Source organism: Candidatus Dormiibacterota bacterium (assembly GCA_035544955.1).
Taxonomy (GTDB): Bacteria; Chloroflexota; Dormibacteria; order CF-121; family CF-121; genus CF-13.
In genome coordinates, this window is the sequence record DASZZN010000037.1 from 36,002 (window position 1) to 53,760 (window position 17,759).

General features: G+C 63.4%; 19 protein-coding genes and 1 tRNA gene. 12 read left to right on the forward strand and 8 right to left on the reverse strand.

Annotation, left to right across the window (positions count from 1 at the left end; translation table 11 throughout):
- Positions 1-49: 49 nt before the first annotated feature.
- Complete coding sequence (locus tag VHK65_13785) at positions 50-1,633, reverse strand: hypothetical protein (GenBank protein ID HVS07218.1); 1,584 nt, start codon at positions 1,631-1,633, stop codon at positions 50-52.
- Complete coding sequence (locus VHK65_13790) at positions 1,630-2,145, reverse strand: sigma-70 family RNA polymerase sigma factor (protein HVS07219.1); 516 nt, start codon at positions 2,143-2,145, stop codon at positions 1,630-1,632. Before VHK65_13790 ends, VHK65_13785 begins: the two co-directional genes overlap by 4 nt.
- Positions 2,146-2,264: 119 nt before the next feature.
- Between VHK65_13790 and VHK65_13795 the strand changes: the two genes are divergently transcribed.
- The 4 genes from VHK65_13795 to VHK65_13810 all read left to right on the forward strand — a co-directional run bounded on the left by VHK65_13795 (position 2,265) and on the right by VHK65_13810 (position 5,927).
- Positions 2,265-2,804: an RNA polymerase sigma factor gene (locus VHK65_13795; protein HVS07220.1), complete on the forward strand. Its 540-nt coding sequence runs from the start codon at positions 2,265-2,267 to the stop codon at positions 2,802-2,804.
- Positions 2,801-4,021: a hypothetical protein gene (locus tag VHK65_13800; GenBank protein HVS07221.1), complete on the forward strand. Its 1,221-nt coding sequence runs from the start codon at positions 2,801-2,803 to the stop codon at positions 4,019-4,021. The genes VHK65_13795 and VHK65_13800 overlap by 4 nt, the downstream gene beginning before the upstream one ends.
- Before the next feature lie 47 nt (positions 4,022-4,068).
- Positions 4,069-4,920 carry an RDD family protein gene (locus VHK65_13805; GenBank protein ID HVS07222.1) on the forward strand — a complete coding sequence of 284 codons (852 nt, stop codon included), beginning with the start codon at positions 4,069-4,071 and terminating at the stop codon, positions 4,918-4,920.
- A gap of 101 nt (positions 4,921-5,021) precedes the next feature.
- Positions 5,022-5,927, forward strand: a complete 906-nt coding sequence (locus VHK65_13810; GenBank protein ID HVS07223.1) for a cation diffusion facilitator family transporter — start codon at positions 5,022-5,024, stop codon at positions 5,925-5,927.
- 19 nt (positions 5,928-5,946) lie between these two features.
- Here the strand turns inward: VHK65_13810 and VHK65_13815 are convergent, their stop codons facing one another.
- Positions 5,947-6,129, reverse strand: a complete 183-nt coding sequence (locus VHK65_13815) for a Flp family type IVb pilin (GenBank protein ID HVS07224.1) — start codon at positions 6,127-6,129, stop codon at positions 5,947-5,949.
- 102 nt (positions 6,130-6,231) lie between these two features.
- On the opposite strand from VHK65_13815, the gene VHK65_13820 reads away from it, so the two are divergent.
- Positions 6,232-7,269 (forward strand): alpha/beta fold hydrolase, encoded by a 1,038-nt coding sequence (locus VHK65_13820; GenBank protein ID HVS07225.1) that lies wholly within the window; start codon positions 6,232-6,234, stop codon positions 7,267-7,269.
- A gap of 8 nt (positions 7,270-7,277) precedes the next feature.
- Here the strand turns inward: VHK65_13820 and VHK65_13825 are convergent, their stop codons facing one another.
- Positions 7,278-7,715 (reverse strand): hypothetical protein, encoded by a 438-nt coding sequence (locus VHK65_13825; protein ID HVS07226.1) that lies wholly within the window; start codon positions 7,713-7,715, stop codon positions 7,278-7,280.
- Positions 7,716-7,774: 59 nt separating this feature from the next.
- Between VHK65_13825 and VHK65_13830 the strand changes: the two genes are divergently transcribed.
- Positions 7,775-8,731, forward strand: a complete 957-nt coding sequence (locus tag VHK65_13830; GenBank protein ID HVS07227.1) for a zinc-binding dehydrogenase — start codon at positions 7,775-7,777, stop codon at positions 8,729-8,731.
- A 50-nt stretch (positions 8,732-8,781) separates the two neighbouring features.
- Here the strand turns inward: VHK65_13830 and VHK65_13835 are convergent, their stop codons facing one another.
- From VHK65_13835 to folB, 4 genes are all read right to left on the reverse strand, one after another.
- Positions 8,782-10,482 carry a hypothetical protein gene (locus tag VHK65_13835; GenBank protein HVS07228.1) on the reverse strand — a complete coding sequence of 567 codons (1,701 nt, stop codon included), beginning with the start codon at positions 10,480-10,482 and terminating at the stop codon, positions 8,782-8,784.
- Between the two features lie 103 nt (positions 10,483-10,585).
- Positions 10,586-11,869, reverse strand: coding sequence for a folylpolyglutamate synthase/dihydrofolate synthase family protein (locus tag VHK65_13840; protein HVS07229.1), 1,284 nt, complete (start codon positions 11,867-11,869; stop codon positions 10,586-10,588).
- Positions 11,866-12,720 carry a bifunctional methylenetetrahydrofolate dehydrogenase/methenyltetrahydrofolate cyclohydrolase FolD gene (gene folD / locus VHK65_13845; protein HVS07230.1) on the reverse strand — a complete coding sequence of 285 codons (855 nt, stop codon included), beginning with the start codon at positions 12,718-12,720 and terminating at the stop codon, positions 11,866-11,868. The genes VHK65_13840 and folD overlap by 4 nt, the downstream gene beginning before the upstream one ends.
- A gap of 9 nt (positions 12,721-12,729) precedes the next feature.
- The gene (folB, locus tag VHK65_13850) at positions 12,730-13,089 is read right to left on the reverse strand and encodes a dihydroneopterin aldolase (GenBank protein ID HVS07231.1); all 360 of its coding nucleotides are present in this window, start codon (positions 13,087-13,089) and stop codon (positions 12,730-12,732) included.
- 80 nt (positions 13,090-13,169) lie between these two features.
- Here folB and VHK65_13855 point away from each other — a divergent pair, with 80 nt between their 5' ends.
- From VHK65_13855 to VHK65_13880, 6 genes are all read left to right on the forward strand, one after another.
- Entirely contained in the window at positions 13,170-13,439 is a 270-nt protein-coding gene (locus VHK65_13855) for a helix-turn-helix transcriptional regulator (protein HVS07232.1), read from the forward strand.
- Between the two features lie 75 nt (positions 13,440-13,514).
- A tRNA-Lys gene (locus VHK65_13860) sits at positions 13,515-13,587 on the forward strand.
- Positions 13,588-14,188: 601 nt separating this feature from the next.
- The gene (locus tag VHK65_13865) at positions 14,189-15,091 is read left to right on the forward strand and encodes a DUF4238 domain-containing protein (protein HVS07233.1); all 903 of its coding nucleotides are present in this window, start codon (positions 14,189-14,191) and stop codon (positions 15,089-15,091) included.
- A 55-nt stretch (positions 15,092-15,146) separates the two neighbouring features.
- On the forward strand, positions 15,147-15,776 hold the full coding sequence (locus VHK65_13870; protein ID HVS07234.1) for a hypothetical protein: 630 nt from the start codon (positions 15,147-15,149) through the stop codon (positions 15,774-15,776).
- A gap of 859 nt (positions 15,777-16,635) precedes the next feature.
- Entirely contained in the window at positions 16,636-17,211 is a 576-nt protein-coding gene (locus VHK65_13875) for a Panacea domain-containing protein (GenBank protein HVS07235.1), read from the forward strand.
- Positions 17,212-17,232: 21 nt separating this feature from the next.
- On the forward strand, positions 17,233-17,508 hold the full coding sequence (locus tag VHK65_13880; protein ID HVS07236.1) for a hypothetical protein: 276 nt from the start codon (positions 17,233-17,235) through the stop codon (positions 17,506-17,508).
- The last annotated feature ends 251 nt before the right edge of the window (positions 17,509-17,759 follow it).

A 17,759-nucleotide genomic window follows, 5' to 3' on the forward strand; every position in this document is an offset into this window, starting at 1 on the left:
CGCCTCGGTGGGAAATGACAGCGATGCTGTCGGACAAGCATGATTTCGCCTAGGCTGCGGTGACCGTCAACACCGCGCGACCTTGTCCCGCGCCGTACGCCGAGCGCATTTCCCAGCGCAAGTCGCCCGTGCCGGGTGGCGTGTCGGCAGGAATGTCGAGCACCATGGCAAACGTGACGCTCTCGTTGGGCCCGAGCCAGTCAACCGCGCTGCAGTTGAGCTGATAGTTCGCGAGGTTCTTGCGACCGGCACGACTTGCGTCTTCCGTATAGCTTGGGCATTCGCCGCGGAAGTGGAAGGGCGCGCCTGACGCATTGGTCAGCACCACCTGGTAGTGCAGCGACTGGCCGGCGCGCACATGGTCCGGCAGCTTGATGTTGATCGACAGCGGCGAATTGTCGACCCCGGTCGGCGCGGGTTCCGTCCCTGTGAAAGGCCCAACCTCCGTCCGCTGGACAACGGCGCCGCCCTCGCACTCGCCGCCCCCGGAGTAGCCGGCGCCGTCCGCCGGAAGCGTCAGCGCTCCCCGCTGATTTGGGAGCACGATCATCACTGAGCTGAAGGACCGATTGGCGGGACAGTCCCATATCGAGTAGGCGAAGGAGGCCTGACCCCATCCGATCTGCGACCCCAGTTCCGGTTGTGGGTCTGGCGAGTTGGGCGCCATGAGCGCCGGGCCCGGCGGCGCGTTCATCCAGGGCATCAATGTCGTGACCTGCGGAAGCGAGAGCGTTTTGCCCGCGCTTGTCCTTAAGAGCACCTGGGCTGTTCCCTCGAGCCGGCACGAGCTCGCGCTGTGATTACTCAGCAGGACCGTGTTGAAGACCTGCCCGCTGGCGCCGTTGCCATGTCCGGGAACAGCCCGCAGATCAGCGGCGACGCATGCGCGGACGCCGGCGATGCCGGCCAGCGGCTTGAGCGAATCGGCGACCTGCCAGAACTCGGTCTCGTTGAGGCCGGCGGCAATCAGTGAATAGGCCTGGCCGTGGTTCGCCGAATTCTCGGTCCATTGGAGAGAGCGCGGCGCCGTCGGCGTTGCGCTGTCGACCTGGTAGGTCGCCGCGACGCCGCGAAACGTCCGTATGGTGGGGCGGGCGGTCGCGCCCTGGTTCGGCATCACGGAAAGGGCTGCAAGCTCAACCGTCGCGTGACGGACGTTGCTCGAATAGTCGACCACGAACGAGTGCTGGTCAGCCACGAATTGCGCCGTGTAGTCGTCGCCAATGGCGGTAGGGACAAGCAACGGATCGACCCCGGTAACGGTATGCCCGATCCAGGTGGCAGCGTCCGCCGGGCTCGCCAGCTGGGCCGAGGCCGATGGAAGCACCATCGGCGCCGCCGTCCATGGAATGACGTTAGAGGTTGTGGCCTTCGGGGTTGGGTTGGGCTTCACCGGCCCCGGCGTTAGAAGGTGCAGCCGCGAGAACGCAAAGGCCAGCAGCGCGACGAACGCGATCAGTGTCGCGGCCAGCGATAGCTCGCGAAGCATAGAAGGCCGCCGCACCGGCGATCGTGGCGCCGTGGTTGCGGACATCACCATGCCATGCAGCGTCGCCGGGGGCTCGATGCCGTCTTTGAAGGCCGGCGCCAGCCGGCGGAGGCGCTCTTCGAGCTCGAGGTCCGGCCCGGTCATGCAGACACCTCCCTGGCAACGGAGTCCGGGCCGAGCCGGCCGCGGAGTTGCTGCAACGCGCGGTGGACGCGCACGCGGGCCGCGATTTCGCTAACGCCGAGCACCTCGCCGACCTCGGCAAAGGTCAGGCCGTCGAAGTAATGAAGGTAGATCGCCTGGCGGTCCTTGACCGGCAGGACGAGCACGGCGCGGAGTAGTTCACGGTCTTCGGCCCGATGCACGACCTCGTCGAGCGGGTCGATCGCCGTCGGATTCCAGAACAAGAGCTTCTCTTCGACCATGCGCCGCCGGTGGTAATCCCGGGCGAGGTTCGTGATGGCTCGGTAGAGCCAGCGTCGAAAGTCCGTCTCGGCTGAGGGCGTGTTGGGCGAGGCCCATACCCTGGCAAAGGCTTCCTGTACCAGCTCCTCGGCGGTCGCCCGATTCTGTACCAGCATCACGGCAAAGTGGTACGCCGGCCGTTCCAGCGTCCGGGCTAGCGGCTCGAACCAGCTGCGATCGGCGGCGTCCAGATCTGACTCCCTTTCATGTCCTGACCCTCACAACGGACAACCCCGCCGTTCGTTACACTGCGCGCACCCAGTTTGGTTCTTGATGCAACTCGCGGCTGGCGGCACGTGTCTTAGTAGATGTGGGGTACGCACTGAGCCTGCAGGCTGACGAACCGCTTCGCTTGCGGGCGGTGGCCGGTGACGAGGCGGCGTTCGAGTCGTTGCTTCGGCCGCTCCTCGAGCCGGGTTTGCGCCTCGCCCTCTCCATGCTGGGAGATCGGCGAGACGCCGAGGACGCCACCCAGGAGGCGCTGACCCGCGCCTGGCGGAAGCTTCACCAGCTACGGCCTGGGATGCCGGTACGTCCCTGGTTCTTCGCGATCGTCGCCAACCAGTGTCGAAACGTGCGGCGCACGCCATGGTTCCGCCTCACTTCTCTCGTTGAGGTCGTGGCCCGCCCAACGTCGCGGGAACCGGAGGTCGAACACATCGACCTGGAACGCGCCATGCAGCAACTCCCGTTGCCAGACCGCGGCGCGCTCTTTCTGCACTTTTACCTGGACCTCCCGATTGAAGAGGTTGCCGCCACACTCGGCGTCTCGCCGGCTGCCGCGAAATCGCGAATCTATCGGGCATGTCGCCGGCTCCGGCCGGCAGTCGCCCTGGAGGACTTGGAATGAACGACCTCCGCCGTGACGTCAACGAGGTCTTCGCAAAGCAGCAGGGGCAGCTTGGAGAAGTTGCCGGCACCGGCAATCGGATGCTGCGCGCGGCTACCGCGGGGCGCCGTGTCAATCGCCAGCTCTGGCCGTCAGTGGCGGGTGTCGCGCTGGTGCTGGTAGCGGCCTCGGCCATCGGGGTGTCCGTGGTGATTCGTGGACTACACACGAAAAACGTCGTCACGACCCATCCGTCTCCCACACCGATCGCGACGCCTACGGCAACGCCCGCGCCCACGCCGATGTCGCAGCTGCTTCACGTTCCATCGAGCACGCCGGTGATTCTCTTCCGTGATCCGGTGAACAGTGAGCAGCTCGATGGAGTCACGTGGGACGGCTCCGCTCGCGGGCGCGTCGGCACGAATCCGGACATCGCAATGGGTTTTGTTCAAAATCCTGCCGGCACGCTCTATGGGTGGACCGGTTATATCCGTGATCGGGCCGGTACGCTCGTCGCATCGCCGACCGTGAACACGAAGGGGTTCAGCGGAACGTGGGCGGACGACGGCCAACGCTACTGCAACATGGTCTCGAAGTCCGCGTTGCCGCCGGCTGGTGGCGAACCGGCGACCTTGCAGGTGACTGCAGTCGGACAGGCCCCCAGGAACGTCGTTCGGGTCGCCAAAATGTACGACCAGGCCTCGGCGGGCGTGGCTGCGTGCTCCATGGAGAAGGATCGAGCCGTTGTTATTCAGGGCACTGGTACGGCGCCGAGCACAGTCCAGTTCTGGGTGGTCCAGCTGTCGACTGGCCGCATCCTGTGGACACGCTCAAACACCGGCGACACCGTGGCTTCTCGCGACGCTCAGTTCATTGCGGAGATCAGCTACAGCCAGCCAGGTGGGGGCAGTGCCTCGACGACGATTTACAACTCGAGCGGCACCGTTCTCGACCATCTCCCGGGCAGAGTGGAGGCGTTCTCCTGGGACGGTTCGCTGGCGGTGCAGGTGGCCGACTCCGGCGCCGTGTCGGTCGTCCGCTGGCGAGACGGCACCGTCCTCTGGACCGGTCCGCCCGGCGCCGGCTACTACGACGCGATGCCCGAGCCGGGCGGCCAGCGAATTGCCGTCTTCCTGCTTGACCCGAGTCACCCCCAAACCGGCGGCTGGCCACCTCGCAACGTCTACGCGGTCGGCCCCGATGGCAAGGCCATTCAGCTGCTCACGGACATCCAGTAGGCGCGACTCGCGCACAAGCGCTGGCAGTAGGTCAGAATTGACCGGTCATGAGTCTGGCCGGGGCTCCAGCGGCGGACTCAATCGACCTGGCTTCGGCAACCGGCCGAGCGCTTCCTCGCCGCTTGCTGGCCTTGATCGTCGACACGTTAGTGATCTCGCTGCTCGACGCGGTCGTCAACGGGACATTCGGCGTGACACGAGTCACCAGCGGAATCGCGACCACCATGGGCAGTGGCGGTTTTACCTCGTTCACGACGCAGACGACCGTTGACTGGCCGTGGCTGGCGCTGCTGTGGGTGACCTACTATGCCGTGCTGGAAGGCCTCTTCGGCGCTTCAATTGGAAAGCGTCTCGCCGCCGTGCGCGTCACCGATCTGCAGGGTCGACGCATCGGCCCGCAAGCGGCGATCGTCCGCAACCTCGCCCGCCTGCTCGATGTGTTGCCCTTCGGGTACTTACTGGGCGGCATACTGACGCTCGCCACGCGGCAGCATCAGCGGCTCGGCGACCGGTTGGCGGGAACGATCGTGGCGCCGGTCGCTGCCGTGACCAGCCCTCCGCTCGAACCGGGAGTGCGTCGCCGCCGAGCGGTCGGCGTGGCCGCGGTGACCGCCTTGCTTCTCGTGTTTTGCGCCGGGTTCGCGTACTTCGGCCGTCCCCCGCTCGTCATCGAAGGCGCCAAGAACACCAGCAACGGTATTTTCAGCGAGGGCGTCACGTCGTACACCCTGGGATCGCCGCGCTGGGGAACGGGTGAGGTCACCTATCCGATCACGTATGAGCTGGCGCGGACGAGCCAGACCTGCCGGGGCTTCATCACCCTGAACTGGAACGGGTATCTACCGGGCTGGCGGTTCAGCGGCAGTGAGACGCAGTGCTCGCCGCGAATCTATCCCTGAGGCCCGCCGCCTGAACGCGCATCCACGGATCGCACTCTGAATAGGTTGTCTCCGTTGCAAGACTGCCGCAACGGGGTAGTTTAGCCACTAGGGAAATGGCCATGGACCACGCTCAGCCACGGGGGATTGTCCGACCCAGCAAGGCCGGGGCAGCCCTCTACTCGGTTCTCGTCAATATCGTCCTGATCGCGGCCAAGCTGCTGGTGGGCTTGCTGACGGGCAGCGTCGCGATCCTCGCCGACGCCGCGCATTCCTTCCTGGACCTGTCGGCCAGCATCTTCGCCTACGCCGGCATCCAGACGGCGGCCAAGCCGGCCGACGAGGACCACGCCTGGGGCCACGCCAAGGCGGAGAACATCTCGAGCCTGATCCAGATGTTCCTCCTGGGCGCCACCTGCATCGCGATCGTGATCGAGTCGGTGCGGCGGCTCGTGGTTCCCGGGACAGTGCGGGTCGCCTGGTATTCCTTCGTGGTGGTCCTCGCTGCGGTGATCATCGACATCGTGGTCAGCCGCTACTTACAGAGCGTCTCGCGGGTCCACGGTGGTAGCGCCGCCCTCGAAGCAGATGCGCTCCATTTCGCCTCAGATCTCTGGGCGTCGCTTGCGGTGCTGGTCGGCATCACGTTGGTGGCCGTCTTCAATTTCCAGATTGCGGATCCTCTGGCCGGGGTTGCTGTCGCGATCATCATCGGGACCACCGCGATCGAGCAGGGACGCCGGACGACCCAGGTGCTGCTCGATGCGATGCCCGATCGACCGACGCTCGCCGCTATTGAGCGCATCCTCAAGAGCGATCCGCGCCTGCACGGGTATCACGCGCTCCGCGCACGCCAGGCGGGTAAGCATGTCCTGCTGGACGTCTCGGTCCACGTCGATGGGAACTTATCCCTGGCCCAGGCGCACGAGGTCGGTCATGCCGTCTCGGAGCGGATCCAGCGGGAGCTGCCGGTGGTCACGGACGCGGTCGTCCACGTGGAGCCGGTCGATGACGAGGCTCACGGCTGAGGCCGGATCCTCGCCCGCGCTACGTCCCCAGTCCGCCGGAGATGTTGCAGAAGACGTTCTGGACCTGGTTGCCGAGGATGATCAGGACCACGATCACGACCACCGCGATGAGGACCAGGATCAGCGCGTACTCGACCATTCCCTGACCTTTGTCAGTGGTTAACGCCGTGAGGAGTCGCTCGAGGAGTAGAGGCAGTTTCATGGTGGCTCTAGTTAGGGAAACGGTAGCCACATCTCCGGGTATTCGGGCGAATCTCCTCCCGTGGCAACTCTGTCATGAATAATCCGGCGCTATCCTGAATCGATGGATGAGCGTTACCGTTGGCCGCTCGTCGTTGCGATCGCTGTAATCCTGGTCGGCTGCAGTAGCCCGCCACCGGCGGCACTCGCACCGAGCGCGCGCCCGGCTGCCACGCCGTCAGCCTTGCCAGCACCGGCGCAGCAGACGCTGCCGCCGCTGGCCATCTTCGCGATGCGGCAGCGCGATTACCCCGGCAGCGACCTGGTCATCGAGCGGACGCTCGTGCCGGGACGCAACTACCAGCAATACGTCGCCTCCTATCAGTCGGATGGGCTCAAGATCTTTGCGCTATTGACCGTCCCCAACGGCGCGAAGCCGGCGAGCGGCTGGCCGGTGATCATCTTCAACCACGGCTACATCCCGCCCACCGTCTACCGGACCACTGAGCGTTATGTCGCCTATGTCGATGCCTTTGCCCGCAACGGATATGTCGTGTTCAAGCCGGACTACCGCGGGTTCGGCAGCTCACAAGGCACGCCGGTCAGCGCGTACGGCTCGCCGAACGACACGGTCGACGTCCTGAATGCCGTAACCACGATGCAGCGTTACGCGAATGCCGACCCGAACCGAATCGGCATGTGGGGACATTCGATGGGCGGCAACATCACGCTGCGGGCCCTGGTGATCGATCCGCGGATCAAGGTGGCGGTCATCTGGGCCGGCGTCAACGCGACCTATAAGGATCTGCTGGAGAACTGGCATCCAATCGGCGGCGACCGCCCACCCCCGTCCTTTAGCGGCGGCTGGCCGCACAATTTCACCGACAGCTTCGGCACGCCCGAGCAGAATCCGGGCTTCTGGGACTCGATCTCCCCGATGGCCTACCTGGCCGACATCACCGCGCCGATCCAGCTGCACCATGGCACCGGCGACACCGAGGTGCCGCTGCAGTTTTCACAGACGTTAGCGAATGATCTTCAGGCCGCCGGCAAACCCGTGGAGCTTTACACGTACGCCGGAGCCGATCACAACATCTCGGGGGGCTTCACCCTGGCGATGGCGCGATCGGTTGCGTACTTCGATCGCTATCTCAAGGGCTAAAGCTGCCTTCATACCCGGATAACCGGCACCCCGACTGCCTTGCCGAATGCCTCGACCTGCTGGTCGGACCACGCGCTGCGCTCCGTCTTATACAGCTCGCGGCCATGCGCGTCCAGCAGTTGCAGGCTTTGCGCCCTCAACACGATCTGATTAACCGCGGCCCGGTTGGCGAGCGTGATGATTTCATTCCGGACTCCCCTGAGCACAAACGCGTCCGCGGTAACCAGGATCGCCATTCGGTCGTTGATCAATTTCAGCCATAGCGCGAATCCCAGCACTGCCGTGATGAAGATCACGCCGATCGCGAGCGACCCGGGATCTGTCCAGACGTGATCGATGATGGCAAACCACAAGCCGATGAAGCTAACTCCGACGAGCGCATATGGAAGGGCGGCACTCGAGCGATCTCGGAATCGCAGCGCGGCCACCGCGTCGGTGGTTGGCATTTCTTCTCAAGGGTACGACGCAGCAGTAATTAGGAATCCGGCGCTAAGCTGTTGTGACTATGCGCGCCGCGGTGATCGAGCGATATGGCGAGCCACCGGTTCTTCGCGACGTCCCAGAACCGAAGGCCGATGGGTCGAGCCTGGTGGAGGTTTCCGCCGCGCCCCTAAATCCTGTCGACATCTCGATCGCAGGTGGAAGGTTTTACGCGGGTTCGCCGCCGACCCCGTATGTGCCGGGGGGCGAAGGCATCGGACGGCTTCAGGAGAATGGAAAGGCGGGACCACGCGTCTATTTCCGTGCTGCCCTTCCCAACGGCGCGATGGCCGAGCGCGCAGTGGTCAGCCGGGGTCAAACAGTACCGCTTCCGGAGAGCGTGCCTGACGGGGTAGCCGCGGCCTTGGGCACGCCAGGGATCGCCGCGTATCTCGGGCTCACCCGGCGCGCGGAGTTGAAGGCCGGGGAAACGATCCTCATTCTCGGCGCGAGCGGCGTCCTCGGCACGATTGCGGTCCAGGTGGCCCGCCTGCTCGGAGCGGGGCGCGTGATTGCCGCGGCCCGAGATGAGCACGGCCTGGCCCGTGCGAAAGACCTCGGGGCCGACGCGACCGTCGATCTGAAGCAGGCCGATGGGTTGATCGACCGCATCAAGGAAGCCAGCGCCGGGCAGCTCAATGTCGTGATCGATCCGGTCTGGGGGGCACCGGGCGTCGCGGCGATGGAGGCGATGAGTGCGTTCGGTCGATTCGTGCAACTCGGCGCGTCGGCCGGTCAGGAAGCCGTCGTGAAGTCAGGCGTCGTCCGCGGCCGTTATCTGTCAGTCCTCGGGTACAACACTTTCGTGGTGCCCTGGGAAGATCAGGCGGCAGCCTACGGTAGGCTGGTCGATTACGTAGTCGCGGGCCAGCTCAAGGTTGAGTTCGAGGTGCTGCCGCTCGAGGCAGCGCCCGAGGCCTGGAAGCAGCAGGCCGCTTCGCCGCACCGCAAACTGGTGCTCGCTCCGCAGGCCCGGCGCTAGCGCGCACCGCGACAAGGAGAGCCGTATCGCCGGCTCCCCTTGCTCCGCGTTTAGTCGCTGACCTTTACCTGGAGCACCTCCGTGCCCCAGTTACGGAGGTGATCGGTCGTCTGGCTGGCGAGCGGCGGGACGTATTCGGCGGCCAGCCAGAATGTGTCGGTGGCAGGATCGAGCTGGGCCCATGAGTAGTCGCCCCACCGGCCGAACTGCTTCGGCTTGGGACGGTAAGGGCCGGTACCGGCGGCGGCCACAGTCACTGCCCCGAAGGCGGACCGGCCGCTCACCATCACCGCATAGGCAGCGCTTGGATAGCGCTGCGCACCGGAGATCGTGACGACCATTGCCGCATTGCCGGATTTGTCGGCCTGGAGCGCAGGGTAGATCACGTAATTGCCGCGAACCCCAACGTAACCCTGACGCGTCATGGTTGCGGAAGCGAGCTCCTCCTCCTCGCCCAGGACCGGCTTGACGTTGAACCAGGCCGCGGCGGCGCGCACTGTCGAATCGCCTGGCAGCCTCAGCGCGGTCGTGAGCTCGCCCCAGATGGTGCCGTTGATGAACTGGGTCTGTTGCATTCGATCATCACCGGAATCCAGCGGGTGGCTCGAGCCCTTTTGGATAGCGCTCGGCGGGACAGCGTAGCCTTCCGAATCGATGACGACACTGGAAAGGGTGGGAGCATCACCGCGACCGACTTCGTCTCGGTTCGTCATCGCCCAAACCCCGATGCGGCTCACCGTACTTCCGTCAAGGTTGAGGTCGAGCGCGTTGAGGAAGTACTCGGCATCAGCCGAGCCGTTCGTGATCGCTGGCACGATCGCAATCAGCGAGTTGCCGTCGATGGTCGGGTTGGCGAAGTGCGCGAAGTGAATGCGCGACTTCAGCCCCACCAGGTCGCGCTTGGCGACGGCGTACAGCTGAGCGCCATCGAACTGCGGTCCGAGTATCGAGAACTCATCGGTGCTCAGATAAAGATTGAAGGCATCGATGCCCAGGCGGGGTTGGTCGCCGAAGCAGGGGCAACCGTTTGCGGTGTTGGCGGCATCGGTGGTGTCGATGCTGTATGTTGTCCACGCGGTCGTCGGATCACCTGTGCGATTGACCGAGATATCGATCGTCGAGGACGCGTTGTCGTCGGCGATGAACAGGATAGTGGCGAACCAGGTGTTGGTCGTTGGATCGTAGTAGCAGCGCGGGTCACTCGTGAACTGCAAGCCCCCGCGGTGGAAAAGGTCGTTGACATTGAACGGGCCTGCGATCGGGGTCCCGTTCGTGCGGTAGATCGTGTACGCGGAGTTGACGGGCTCGAGCACGAAGCCGTTGCCCTCGCAGAGTGCCGTGTCGGGCGGCTCGAACTTCGCGCCGAAGTTCGTGACCTCGCTGTCGAGGCTGCTGACTCCATTGAAGTGCCGGAGGAGCCGCCGTGAGGAGCCATTGCCCGATTGGTCTCCGTTCTGATCATTTGAGGATGCGGTGGGCGCATTCGAAACTCCTGCTCTTGCCGCCGCGGCCTGGGACACCGCGTGCGGCCGGCGCACCCCGCGCTCCAGCGCGCCCGCGACTCTGGCCGCCGAGGTGGTCGGCGCGGAAACCTGGGACGCCGTGCCAACGTCGGTCACGGGGTGAACGACGACTGACGAACGCGGAGCCGCTGCCGTTGCCATTACCGGTGCCGCAGCGGTGGTTACGCCGATCGCGATGCCGAGCAAGAGCGCAGGTCGAAAGAAAGCACGAGGTGTCAGCAGACGCATCGATCCTTCCCTCCCGTTACATGTGTCTGTCCAGGCAAGCATATTCGGCGCCTAAGGCCATGTACCTGAACATACGGACCTCGGTTGCACCCGGGCCGGTCGATCAGGCTGGCATTCGCACGGGGCTGGACTTTACCTCGCCAACCAGGTAAAGCGAGCCGCAGACGAAGACGATGCCGTCGCGTCCCGCCTTCTCTCGCGCGCGGTTGAGCGCCTCGGCTGAGGATTCCGCTGTTTCAGATTCGCCCTCGAACCGTTTGGCCAGCTCACTGGGTGCCTCCGCGCGGTGCCAATCGATTCGGGAGAAGATCACCGGAGCATTGACGCGGTGGAGCAGCGCGAGCATCGATGAGAGGTCCTTGTCCCGCATCGCCCCGAAGACGATCACGAGCGGGCGGCTTTTCGCTAATTTCTGAACCGCTTCCAGCGACCGCTCCAGCCCGGCGGGGTTGTGCGCGCCGTCGACGAGCACGATCGGATCGCGGTCGATGACCTCGAGCCGGCCGGGCCAGCGCGTGCGGGCCAGCCCGTCGCGGAGCGCGCCGTCGGAGATGTCCCACCCGCGCGAGCGCAGCGCGTCGATCGACGCCACGGCGAGGGCGGCATTGTCAGCTTGATATATGCCGAGTAGCGGGATGCGGAGGTCCCGATACGTACCGCGCGGCGTGGTGATCGTCGCCTCCACGCCCGCCCAGTCTTTGTCGATGGGACTCACCCCGATCTCCTGGCCGAGACGCAGCAGCGGGATGCGCTGGTCGCGCGCCTTCGCCTCGATGACCGCAAGGGCCGGCGGCTGCGCGCCCGTGATCGCGATGCTGTCCGGCTTGAGGATGCCCGCCTTTTCCGCGGCGATCGCCTCCAGCGTCGATCCCAGGTGCTGGGTGTGGTCGAGCGCGATGTTGGTGATTACGTTGACGCCGAGATCGAGCACGTTGGTGGAGTCGAGCCGCCCGCCGAGGCCAACCTCGCAGACCAGCAGGTCAATGCCCGCGCGGGCGAAGTAGTAGAAGGCCGCGCTGGTCAGGATCTCGAACTCGGTGGGCGGGCCGAGTTCCGCCGCAACCTTATTAATAGCGGGCTGCAGCTCCGTGAGCAGCGCCGCGAAATCTGCCTCGGCGATCGGCCGCTGGTCGACCTGGATTCGCTCGGTGTAGGAGACGAGGTGAGGCTTCGGCATCAGGCCGACGCGATACCCCGCCGCCTGCAGGATGCTCGACACCATCGCGCAAACCGAACCCTTCCCATTGGTCCCCGCGACAAGCACACCCTGGAACAGATCCTGCGGGGCGCCGAGCGCGTGCAGCAGTGCCTCGGTTCGCTCCAGACCGAGTTTGATACCGAAGCGACCCAGCGACGTCAGGTAGTCGAGCGATTCCTGGTACGTCACGCCTGGCCGAGGTGCTGGCGGTAGGCGCGGTAGGTGTTGACCAGCAGCATCGCGATGGTCATGGGGCCGACCCCACCCGGAACGGGGGTCAGAGCCTGCGCCACTAGCTCAACGCTCTTGCGGTCAACATCGCCGGTCAGTTTGCCGGTCTCGGGATCGCGGGTGATGCCGACGTCGATCACGATCGCGCCGGGCTTGACATGGTCGCCGGTGATGAGGCCGCGTTTGCCCGTGGCGGCGACCAGGATGTCGGCGGTCCTGGTGATGCTGGCGAGGTCGACGGTGTGCGAGTGGGTGATCGTGACGGTCGCGTGGTTCTGAAGAAGGAGCAACGCCAGCGGTCGCCCGACGAGACGGGAGCGTCCGACGACGACGGCATGCTTGCCGGTGGGATCGATGCCGTCGCGCCGGAGCAGCTCGAGCACGCCCAGCGGTGTGGCCGGAATGAAGGTTGGGTTCCCCTGCGCGAGGCGGCCCGCATTGTAGGGGTGCAGGCCGTCGACATCTTTATGTGGGGGGATTTGCTCGAGCGCGTCATCAGCATCGAGGCCATCGGGCAGTGGCATCTGGACAAGAATGCCGTCGATCGTCGGGTCCTTGGCTAGCGCCTGAATCCGCTTGTTCAGGTCGGCCTGGCTGATGTCGTGCAGATGCTCGATCGCGGACTTGAACCCGACCTCTTCGGCGGCCCTCGCCTTGCCGCGGACGTAGGTGGTGGATGCGAGATCATCACCGACCTGGATGACGGTAATCCCGGGCGGGCGCTGGTTGGGATGGCGCTCGACGGCGAGTTTCAACTCTTCGCGGATGGCGCGCGCGTGGGCGCGGCCGTCGATCAGGCGGGCGGGCATCGGTTGAGTTTAGTCAGCCGGCCGCGTGATCTCGACGGTAAAGGTGTTGAGGTTCGGCAGGGGCGGGCGCTTGCTGACGCGGACGGTGACCTGGATCACTTCGGGGTACTTCAGGAGGGCGGTCGCGATCCGCTCGGCGACCGTCTCCAGCAGGTTGGCTGGCCTGCCCTCGAGGATCTGACGGGCGGTTTTCTCGAGATGCGGGTAGCTGATGGTGTCCTCGACGCGGTCGCTGGCGGCGGCTTTCTTGCTGTCGAGGGTGACCTCGAGGTCAGCCGTGAAAACCTGCCCCAGCTTGCGCTCGGCGGGGTTGTTGCCGTGATAGCCGAACGCCGTTAGGCCGGACAAAATCAGGCGTCCGGTTGGCAAATTTGGCGCGGACCGATCTCGACTAGACCGTTTTGTAGGCATGTCTTGACAAATATACGCAACCGTGTGATGATGCCGAGATGAATGTCGAGGTTCGTGCGACCGGGCTGCGGGCAATGCGCGAGAAGAAGGGTCTGACACAGCGCGAGCTCGCACACAACCTGGGCATTAGCCAGAACTATATTCCGGCACTCGAGTCGGGGGCACGCCGGCCGGGCCCGAAACTGCGCCAAGCGTTGATCAAGTTTTTCAACGTGAACTTCGAGGACCTCTTCGAGGTGGTCATGGTGAACCCGGAGAGTTCTGCTGAGCAAGTGTTAGAGCCGCGCGATCATCGACGCGCGGGTTGATGACGGTGGGGGGTGATCGCGAGAAGTAGCTGAGTGACGCAGGCCGAAAGAAAGGCTGGATAGAATAGCCGGTGCGCCTGCATAGCTCAGTTGGTAGAGCAGCTGACTCTTAATCAGTTGGTCCCGGGTTCGAATCCTGGTGCAGGCATTCTCCTTCTGTTTCCTTCCCGTTTCGATTCGCCTTCGGTCTCCTTACGCTTGATGCTCAGAGTCGGCGCGGAACCATAAGAATTCTGCAAATCAGTTGGTCCACCAGATTGCAATCGTTTTAGAACATGATCTATCGCTGGCACGCAGCTAGCGGCCCAGATCACCGCTGGTGGGCGCCGCGGACTACCGGAGCGGGCGATAGCACAACTGCCCGAAAGTCACTTGATCCAAGGGAGCACCACGCAGGCCCCCATAGTCCGTCTGATGGGCGATCAGTTGAACGAGAAAAGCATTCGCCGTTTGCCTGAAGCGGCTCGTAGCTTCGCTGTGTCGGCGTCGCGTCACGATGACAACGAACCGTGAGCTTACCGCGTACCAGCCAGGCGAGTGTCTACGATGTAGCGAACGGCATCGGGTGGCGACAGCAGGTCCGTAGCACTCCCAGCGCGAACGCGGAACTCATAGCACTCATGCTTCTTGTCAGCGATCATGAGCTTGCCAACGAACTTGAGCCATGTGGGGAAGCCTCGCGGGACGCACTGAGACTGAGCGACTGCTTCGCCCGGTCAGCTCGCGGCAATAGATTCTGGTGTTCGTGATTGGGCGAGTACCGACGTCAGCATCTAGTTTCTGAGATCGTTCTACGGCGGTTTACTGACGCCGGTCACCTGCTTCGGTTCGACCTTGAAGCGGCCACGTTTGATGATCGAACGCCCAACGGGTCAATGTGGCAGGCACGCTTCATTTCTGCGGCTCCCCAAGAGGCCGAGGAGTTGTGGCAGGCCGTAGAGAATCGACTCAGAGAGGCACTTGCAGCGCTCGACGCAGGGACGCTACCAAACGATCCGCATCACTCGCGCGCCATCAGGGACTGCATGGTTATGCACTTGATTCGGAGTCGAGGAATCGAATGGGTAGCCAAAAAATCTACCGCCGGTGCCATAAGTAACGTACGGTCGGAACTCCTGACCGACCCAAAGCAGCGGAAGTGGTTGGAGATCAAGTACCTTGAACGCCACGGCATACACGCTGCTGGCCGCGAGGCTCTTGAGCTAATCGCCGACGAACTGCTCGAAGAAGCTAGGCCAGCATTAGACGACCCGAAACTGTTCTGGGACAGTGTTAGAACGCACTTTCAGACTACGGTCGCTATCTTTGCGACGCTCTCGTTAGAAATATCAACTCCAAAGCCAGGTGCTGGAGAGTTCTTGATCGGGAACTCCCCGACAGTGCCACTCAAAACTGGAAGCCTCATGGGGGGGCCGTGGGGCGGCGTACCCCTCGACGAAGCAACCACGGTCATCATGCCGTTAGGTTCCCAATTCATGGCCTCGCTCTCTAAGCAGCAGGCGCAGCATGAGCTGGATGCTGAGGCGGTCGCATACTTGAACCGTGTTCAAGTATTGAACGCATTCAAGGAAGTCTGTTTCAGGCCGGGCAGCGGTCTCGAAACCATAGTTGCAGGACTCTTGCCCGGGCGGCCAGCGAAGCCGGTCGGCTGAAAGCTAGCCGTAGACCCTCGGACGGTGCCAGATAGGATCTTCTGTGATGTCAAGCTTGGAGGAGAAGCAGCGCTGGCGGCTCAAATTCATGAAGCAGCTGTACGAGGTCGCCGACGGCTCCCCGATGAAACCGGTGGGCATCTTCGACATTGGAACCGCGTTGGGTATTGCGAACGACGAGGTCCTCGAGGTGTATCAGTACCTAGAAAATGAGGAGCTGGTCAAGGGATACGGTGCCGGACCACTCGTCGTACTGACGCATCGCGGGGTTAAAGAAACGGAGGGTGCGATCCAGCGCCCAGACCAGGGCACGGAGCATTTCCCTGGAACCGTTGTCTTAACGGTTATGGGCGATGTCAACGCTCCGATGCAGGTGGCCAACATCCAGAGCCACCAACAGGTCGAATACATCAGCCAGGCCGCGCTCGGCGACCTAAGGCGCTGGCTTGACGATGTCAGGCGGCAAGTTGCGAATCTTCCAGAGGATCAGCGGGATGATGCATCGGCACAGATTGAGAGTGCCGAAGCTCAGCTCAAGGCTCGGCGACCCTCTCGGCAGGTGCTTGGGGCGGCAATAGGAACGCTCCTCGGCACTCTCCGGGCTGGGCTTCAGACGGGGGTCGCCGCCGGAGCCGAGGATGCAATCAAGCATTTCATCGAACACCCCCCAGCTCTAGGCCTTTAGCCGGAAACTAACACCTTGGCGGCTTGAGCCGCGGACTCCAAACTTGACTGACAACCGGATGGGAGGGAAAGGCGGACCCTGGATTGGCTAACCCCGACAGACCGCTGCGAGGCTTAAACAGCTCCAGGCCGCCGGCTAAATCCGTGCAATATCTGAGGACGAACTTCATCTAGAGTCCGCTGGCCCGTTGGCGGAGCCGCCGCCGGGCTTCAATCGCCGCAATTCCCACGCGAACGACCGTCACCGGCTGGTTATCCGTAGAGGCCGCCACGCCGACTTCTTCATCGGTAAGGCACAACGTTATCTGGTAGGGCTCAGCCCAGACGACCCTCGTGGCCGTTGTGGGCTCCAGCTGGAGTAGCCGAGCCCTTACTCGGTTCCAGGCGTTGCGGCCATCGGAATCGCCAAGTTGGCTGAACAAGGCATGCACGGCGCCAACCTCTATGGCGTCAAGTTCGGTCGGATCGTCCGCCCGAGGTCCGAGCACGATTTTGGATTCGCGCCATCGCTTGTAGGTCCGCGGATTGGTGCCAACGATACGTGCCAGAACCGCGAAAGCCTCCTCCGGCCGTCCCGCCATTTCCCTTCCCTCGGACCCGAATTGCTGGACTTATTTACGTCTTGAAGTCCGCTTTTTTGTCCAGAAATAGTGTATGCTCCACGGCAGAGACGGTGGTTCGGAATCCAGCCGATTGGCCAAGGCGTCTAATGAGGTCGGAGGGATCGGTGAGCCCATATGACCATTCGTGCCGGCCGTAACAACATTGCCTCATCCTGTCGGGAGCGGCCCGGAGCCAGCGTCGCATGAATAGAGCAGTGGCGTTCTGGCGCAAGCCCAAGCAGCATTGAGGTCTCAGCAATGGATACACGCGGCAACCGCTTCTATCACGAGACACACGAGCCGGACAGGCGGAAAGCTAAGGAGTTAGTCCTCCTTATAGCGTCGCTTACGGCTGACGACCCAAATTTCGGGGCTGTCAAATTCAACAAGGCCTTGTGCCACGCGGACTTCAGCATGTTCTTTAGGACAGGCAAGCCGATCACCGGTCTGCCCTATCAGAAGAACAACCTTGGACCGACCCTCGTGACTTTGCTTCCCCTTGCCGAGGAACTCGAAGAGCAGCGTCGTATCGACATCAAGCAACCGAGGGAGTCTTACGAGGTACGACGCTATATCGCCCTAGAGGAGCCGGACGTAAGCCTCTTTTCGCCGGAGGAGCTGCTTGCTGTCGTCCGGGCTATCAAGCGTGTCCGAGACTTGTCGGCTAATGAGGCCAGCGATCTTTCGCATGAATTCCCGGGATGGGCGCACGCCGAGATGTTCGAAACAATCCCGTACGAGTCCGTGTTCTGGGTGGACCGACCACTCACCCAGGAGGAGATCGCCTACGCCCGCAAGCTCGATCAGGCTGACGCGACGCCAGCAACTCGATAGACCGTCTACCATAGTGGCCCGATGCCGCCGCCCAGGGACATCGTGCACCATCCTGACTTCGACGCCGACTGTGCCCGCCTCGGGCCGCCCCCTCTCATTGATGATGCAATCGGATATCTAACATTCAGGCTCGCCCAAAACCCGGCGATGGGGATCCAGATCACGCCAGCCCAGTGGGCGCAGCCGTTTCGACTGTTCATTCATGGCCAGCTTCGAAACTTTGCCATTTACTATCGCTTCGACGATCAAACACTGACCCTCAGAGGTTTGACTGAGACCTTCGTGATATTGAACTAAGTTGGCCAGGCCAAGCGGACACGAGACGTTCGGCCAGTCCGTTGGCGACCGCGCTCCACCCGTCGTCGCCAAAATCCGACTGGCCACCAGCAGCCACAGCAAGGACGATGAAGGTGCCCGTGTCGAGGACGTTCAGTACCACTCGCTGTCGCGTGACGAGAAGGAAAGCGGTAGATGCCCAGCCGAGGATGGCGCGAGAATAAGGCAATTAGCCCGTAATGCTGAACGGACCATGAGTAGCAAGCCAGCTA

Coding starts and splice junctions, on each gene's coding strand:
- VHK65_13830 (HVS07227.1), top strand. CDS start 7,775: ATGCGCGCCGCGGTGATCGAGCGATATGGCGAGCCACCGGTTCTTCGC.
- VHK65_13805 (HVS07222.1), top strand. CDS start 4,069: ATGAGTCTGGCCGGGGCTCCAGCGGCGGACTCAATCGACCTGGCTTCG.
- VHK65_13825 (HVS07226.1), bottom strand. CDS start 7,715: ATGCCAACCACCGACGCGGTGGCCGCGCTGCGATTCCGAGATCGCTCG.
- VHK65_13800 (HVS07221.1), top strand. CDS start 2,801: ATGAACGACCTCCGCCGTGACGTCAACGAGGTCTTCGCAAAGCAGCAG.
- VHK65_13875 (HVS07235.1), top strand. CDS start 16,636: ATGGATACACGCGGCAACCGCTTCTATCACGAGACACACGAGCCGGAC.
- VHK65_13880 (HVS07236.1), top strand. CDS start 17,233: ATGCCGCCGCCCAGGGACATCGTGCACCATCCTGACTTCGACGCCGAC.
- folD (HVS07230.1), bottom strand. CDS start 12,720: ATGCCCGCCCGCCTGATCGACGGCCGCGCCCACGCGCGCGCCATCCGC.
- VHK65_13785 (HVS07218.1), bottom strand. CDS start 1,633: ATGACCGGGCCGGACCTCGAGCTCGAAGAGCGCCTCCGCCGGCTGGCG.
- VHK65_13820 (HVS07225.1), top strand. CDS start 6,232: ATGGATGAGCGTTACCGTTGGCCGCTCGTCGTTGCGATCGCTGTAATC.
- VHK65_13835 (HVS07228.1), bottom strand. CDS start 10,482: ATGCGTCTGCTGACACCTCGTGCTTTCTTTCGACCTGCGCTCTTGCTC.
- VHK65_13810 (HVS07223.1), top strand. CDS start 5,022: ATGGACCACGCTCAGCCACGGGGGATTGTCCGACCCAGCAAGGCCGGG.
- VHK65_13815 (HVS07224.1), bottom strand. CDS start 6,129: ATGAAACTGCCTCTACTCCTCGAGCGACTCCTCACGGCGTTAACCACT.
- VHK65_13855 (HVS07232.1), top strand. CDS start 13,170: ATGAATGTCGAGGTTCGTGCGACCGGGCTGCGGGCAATGCGCGAGAAG.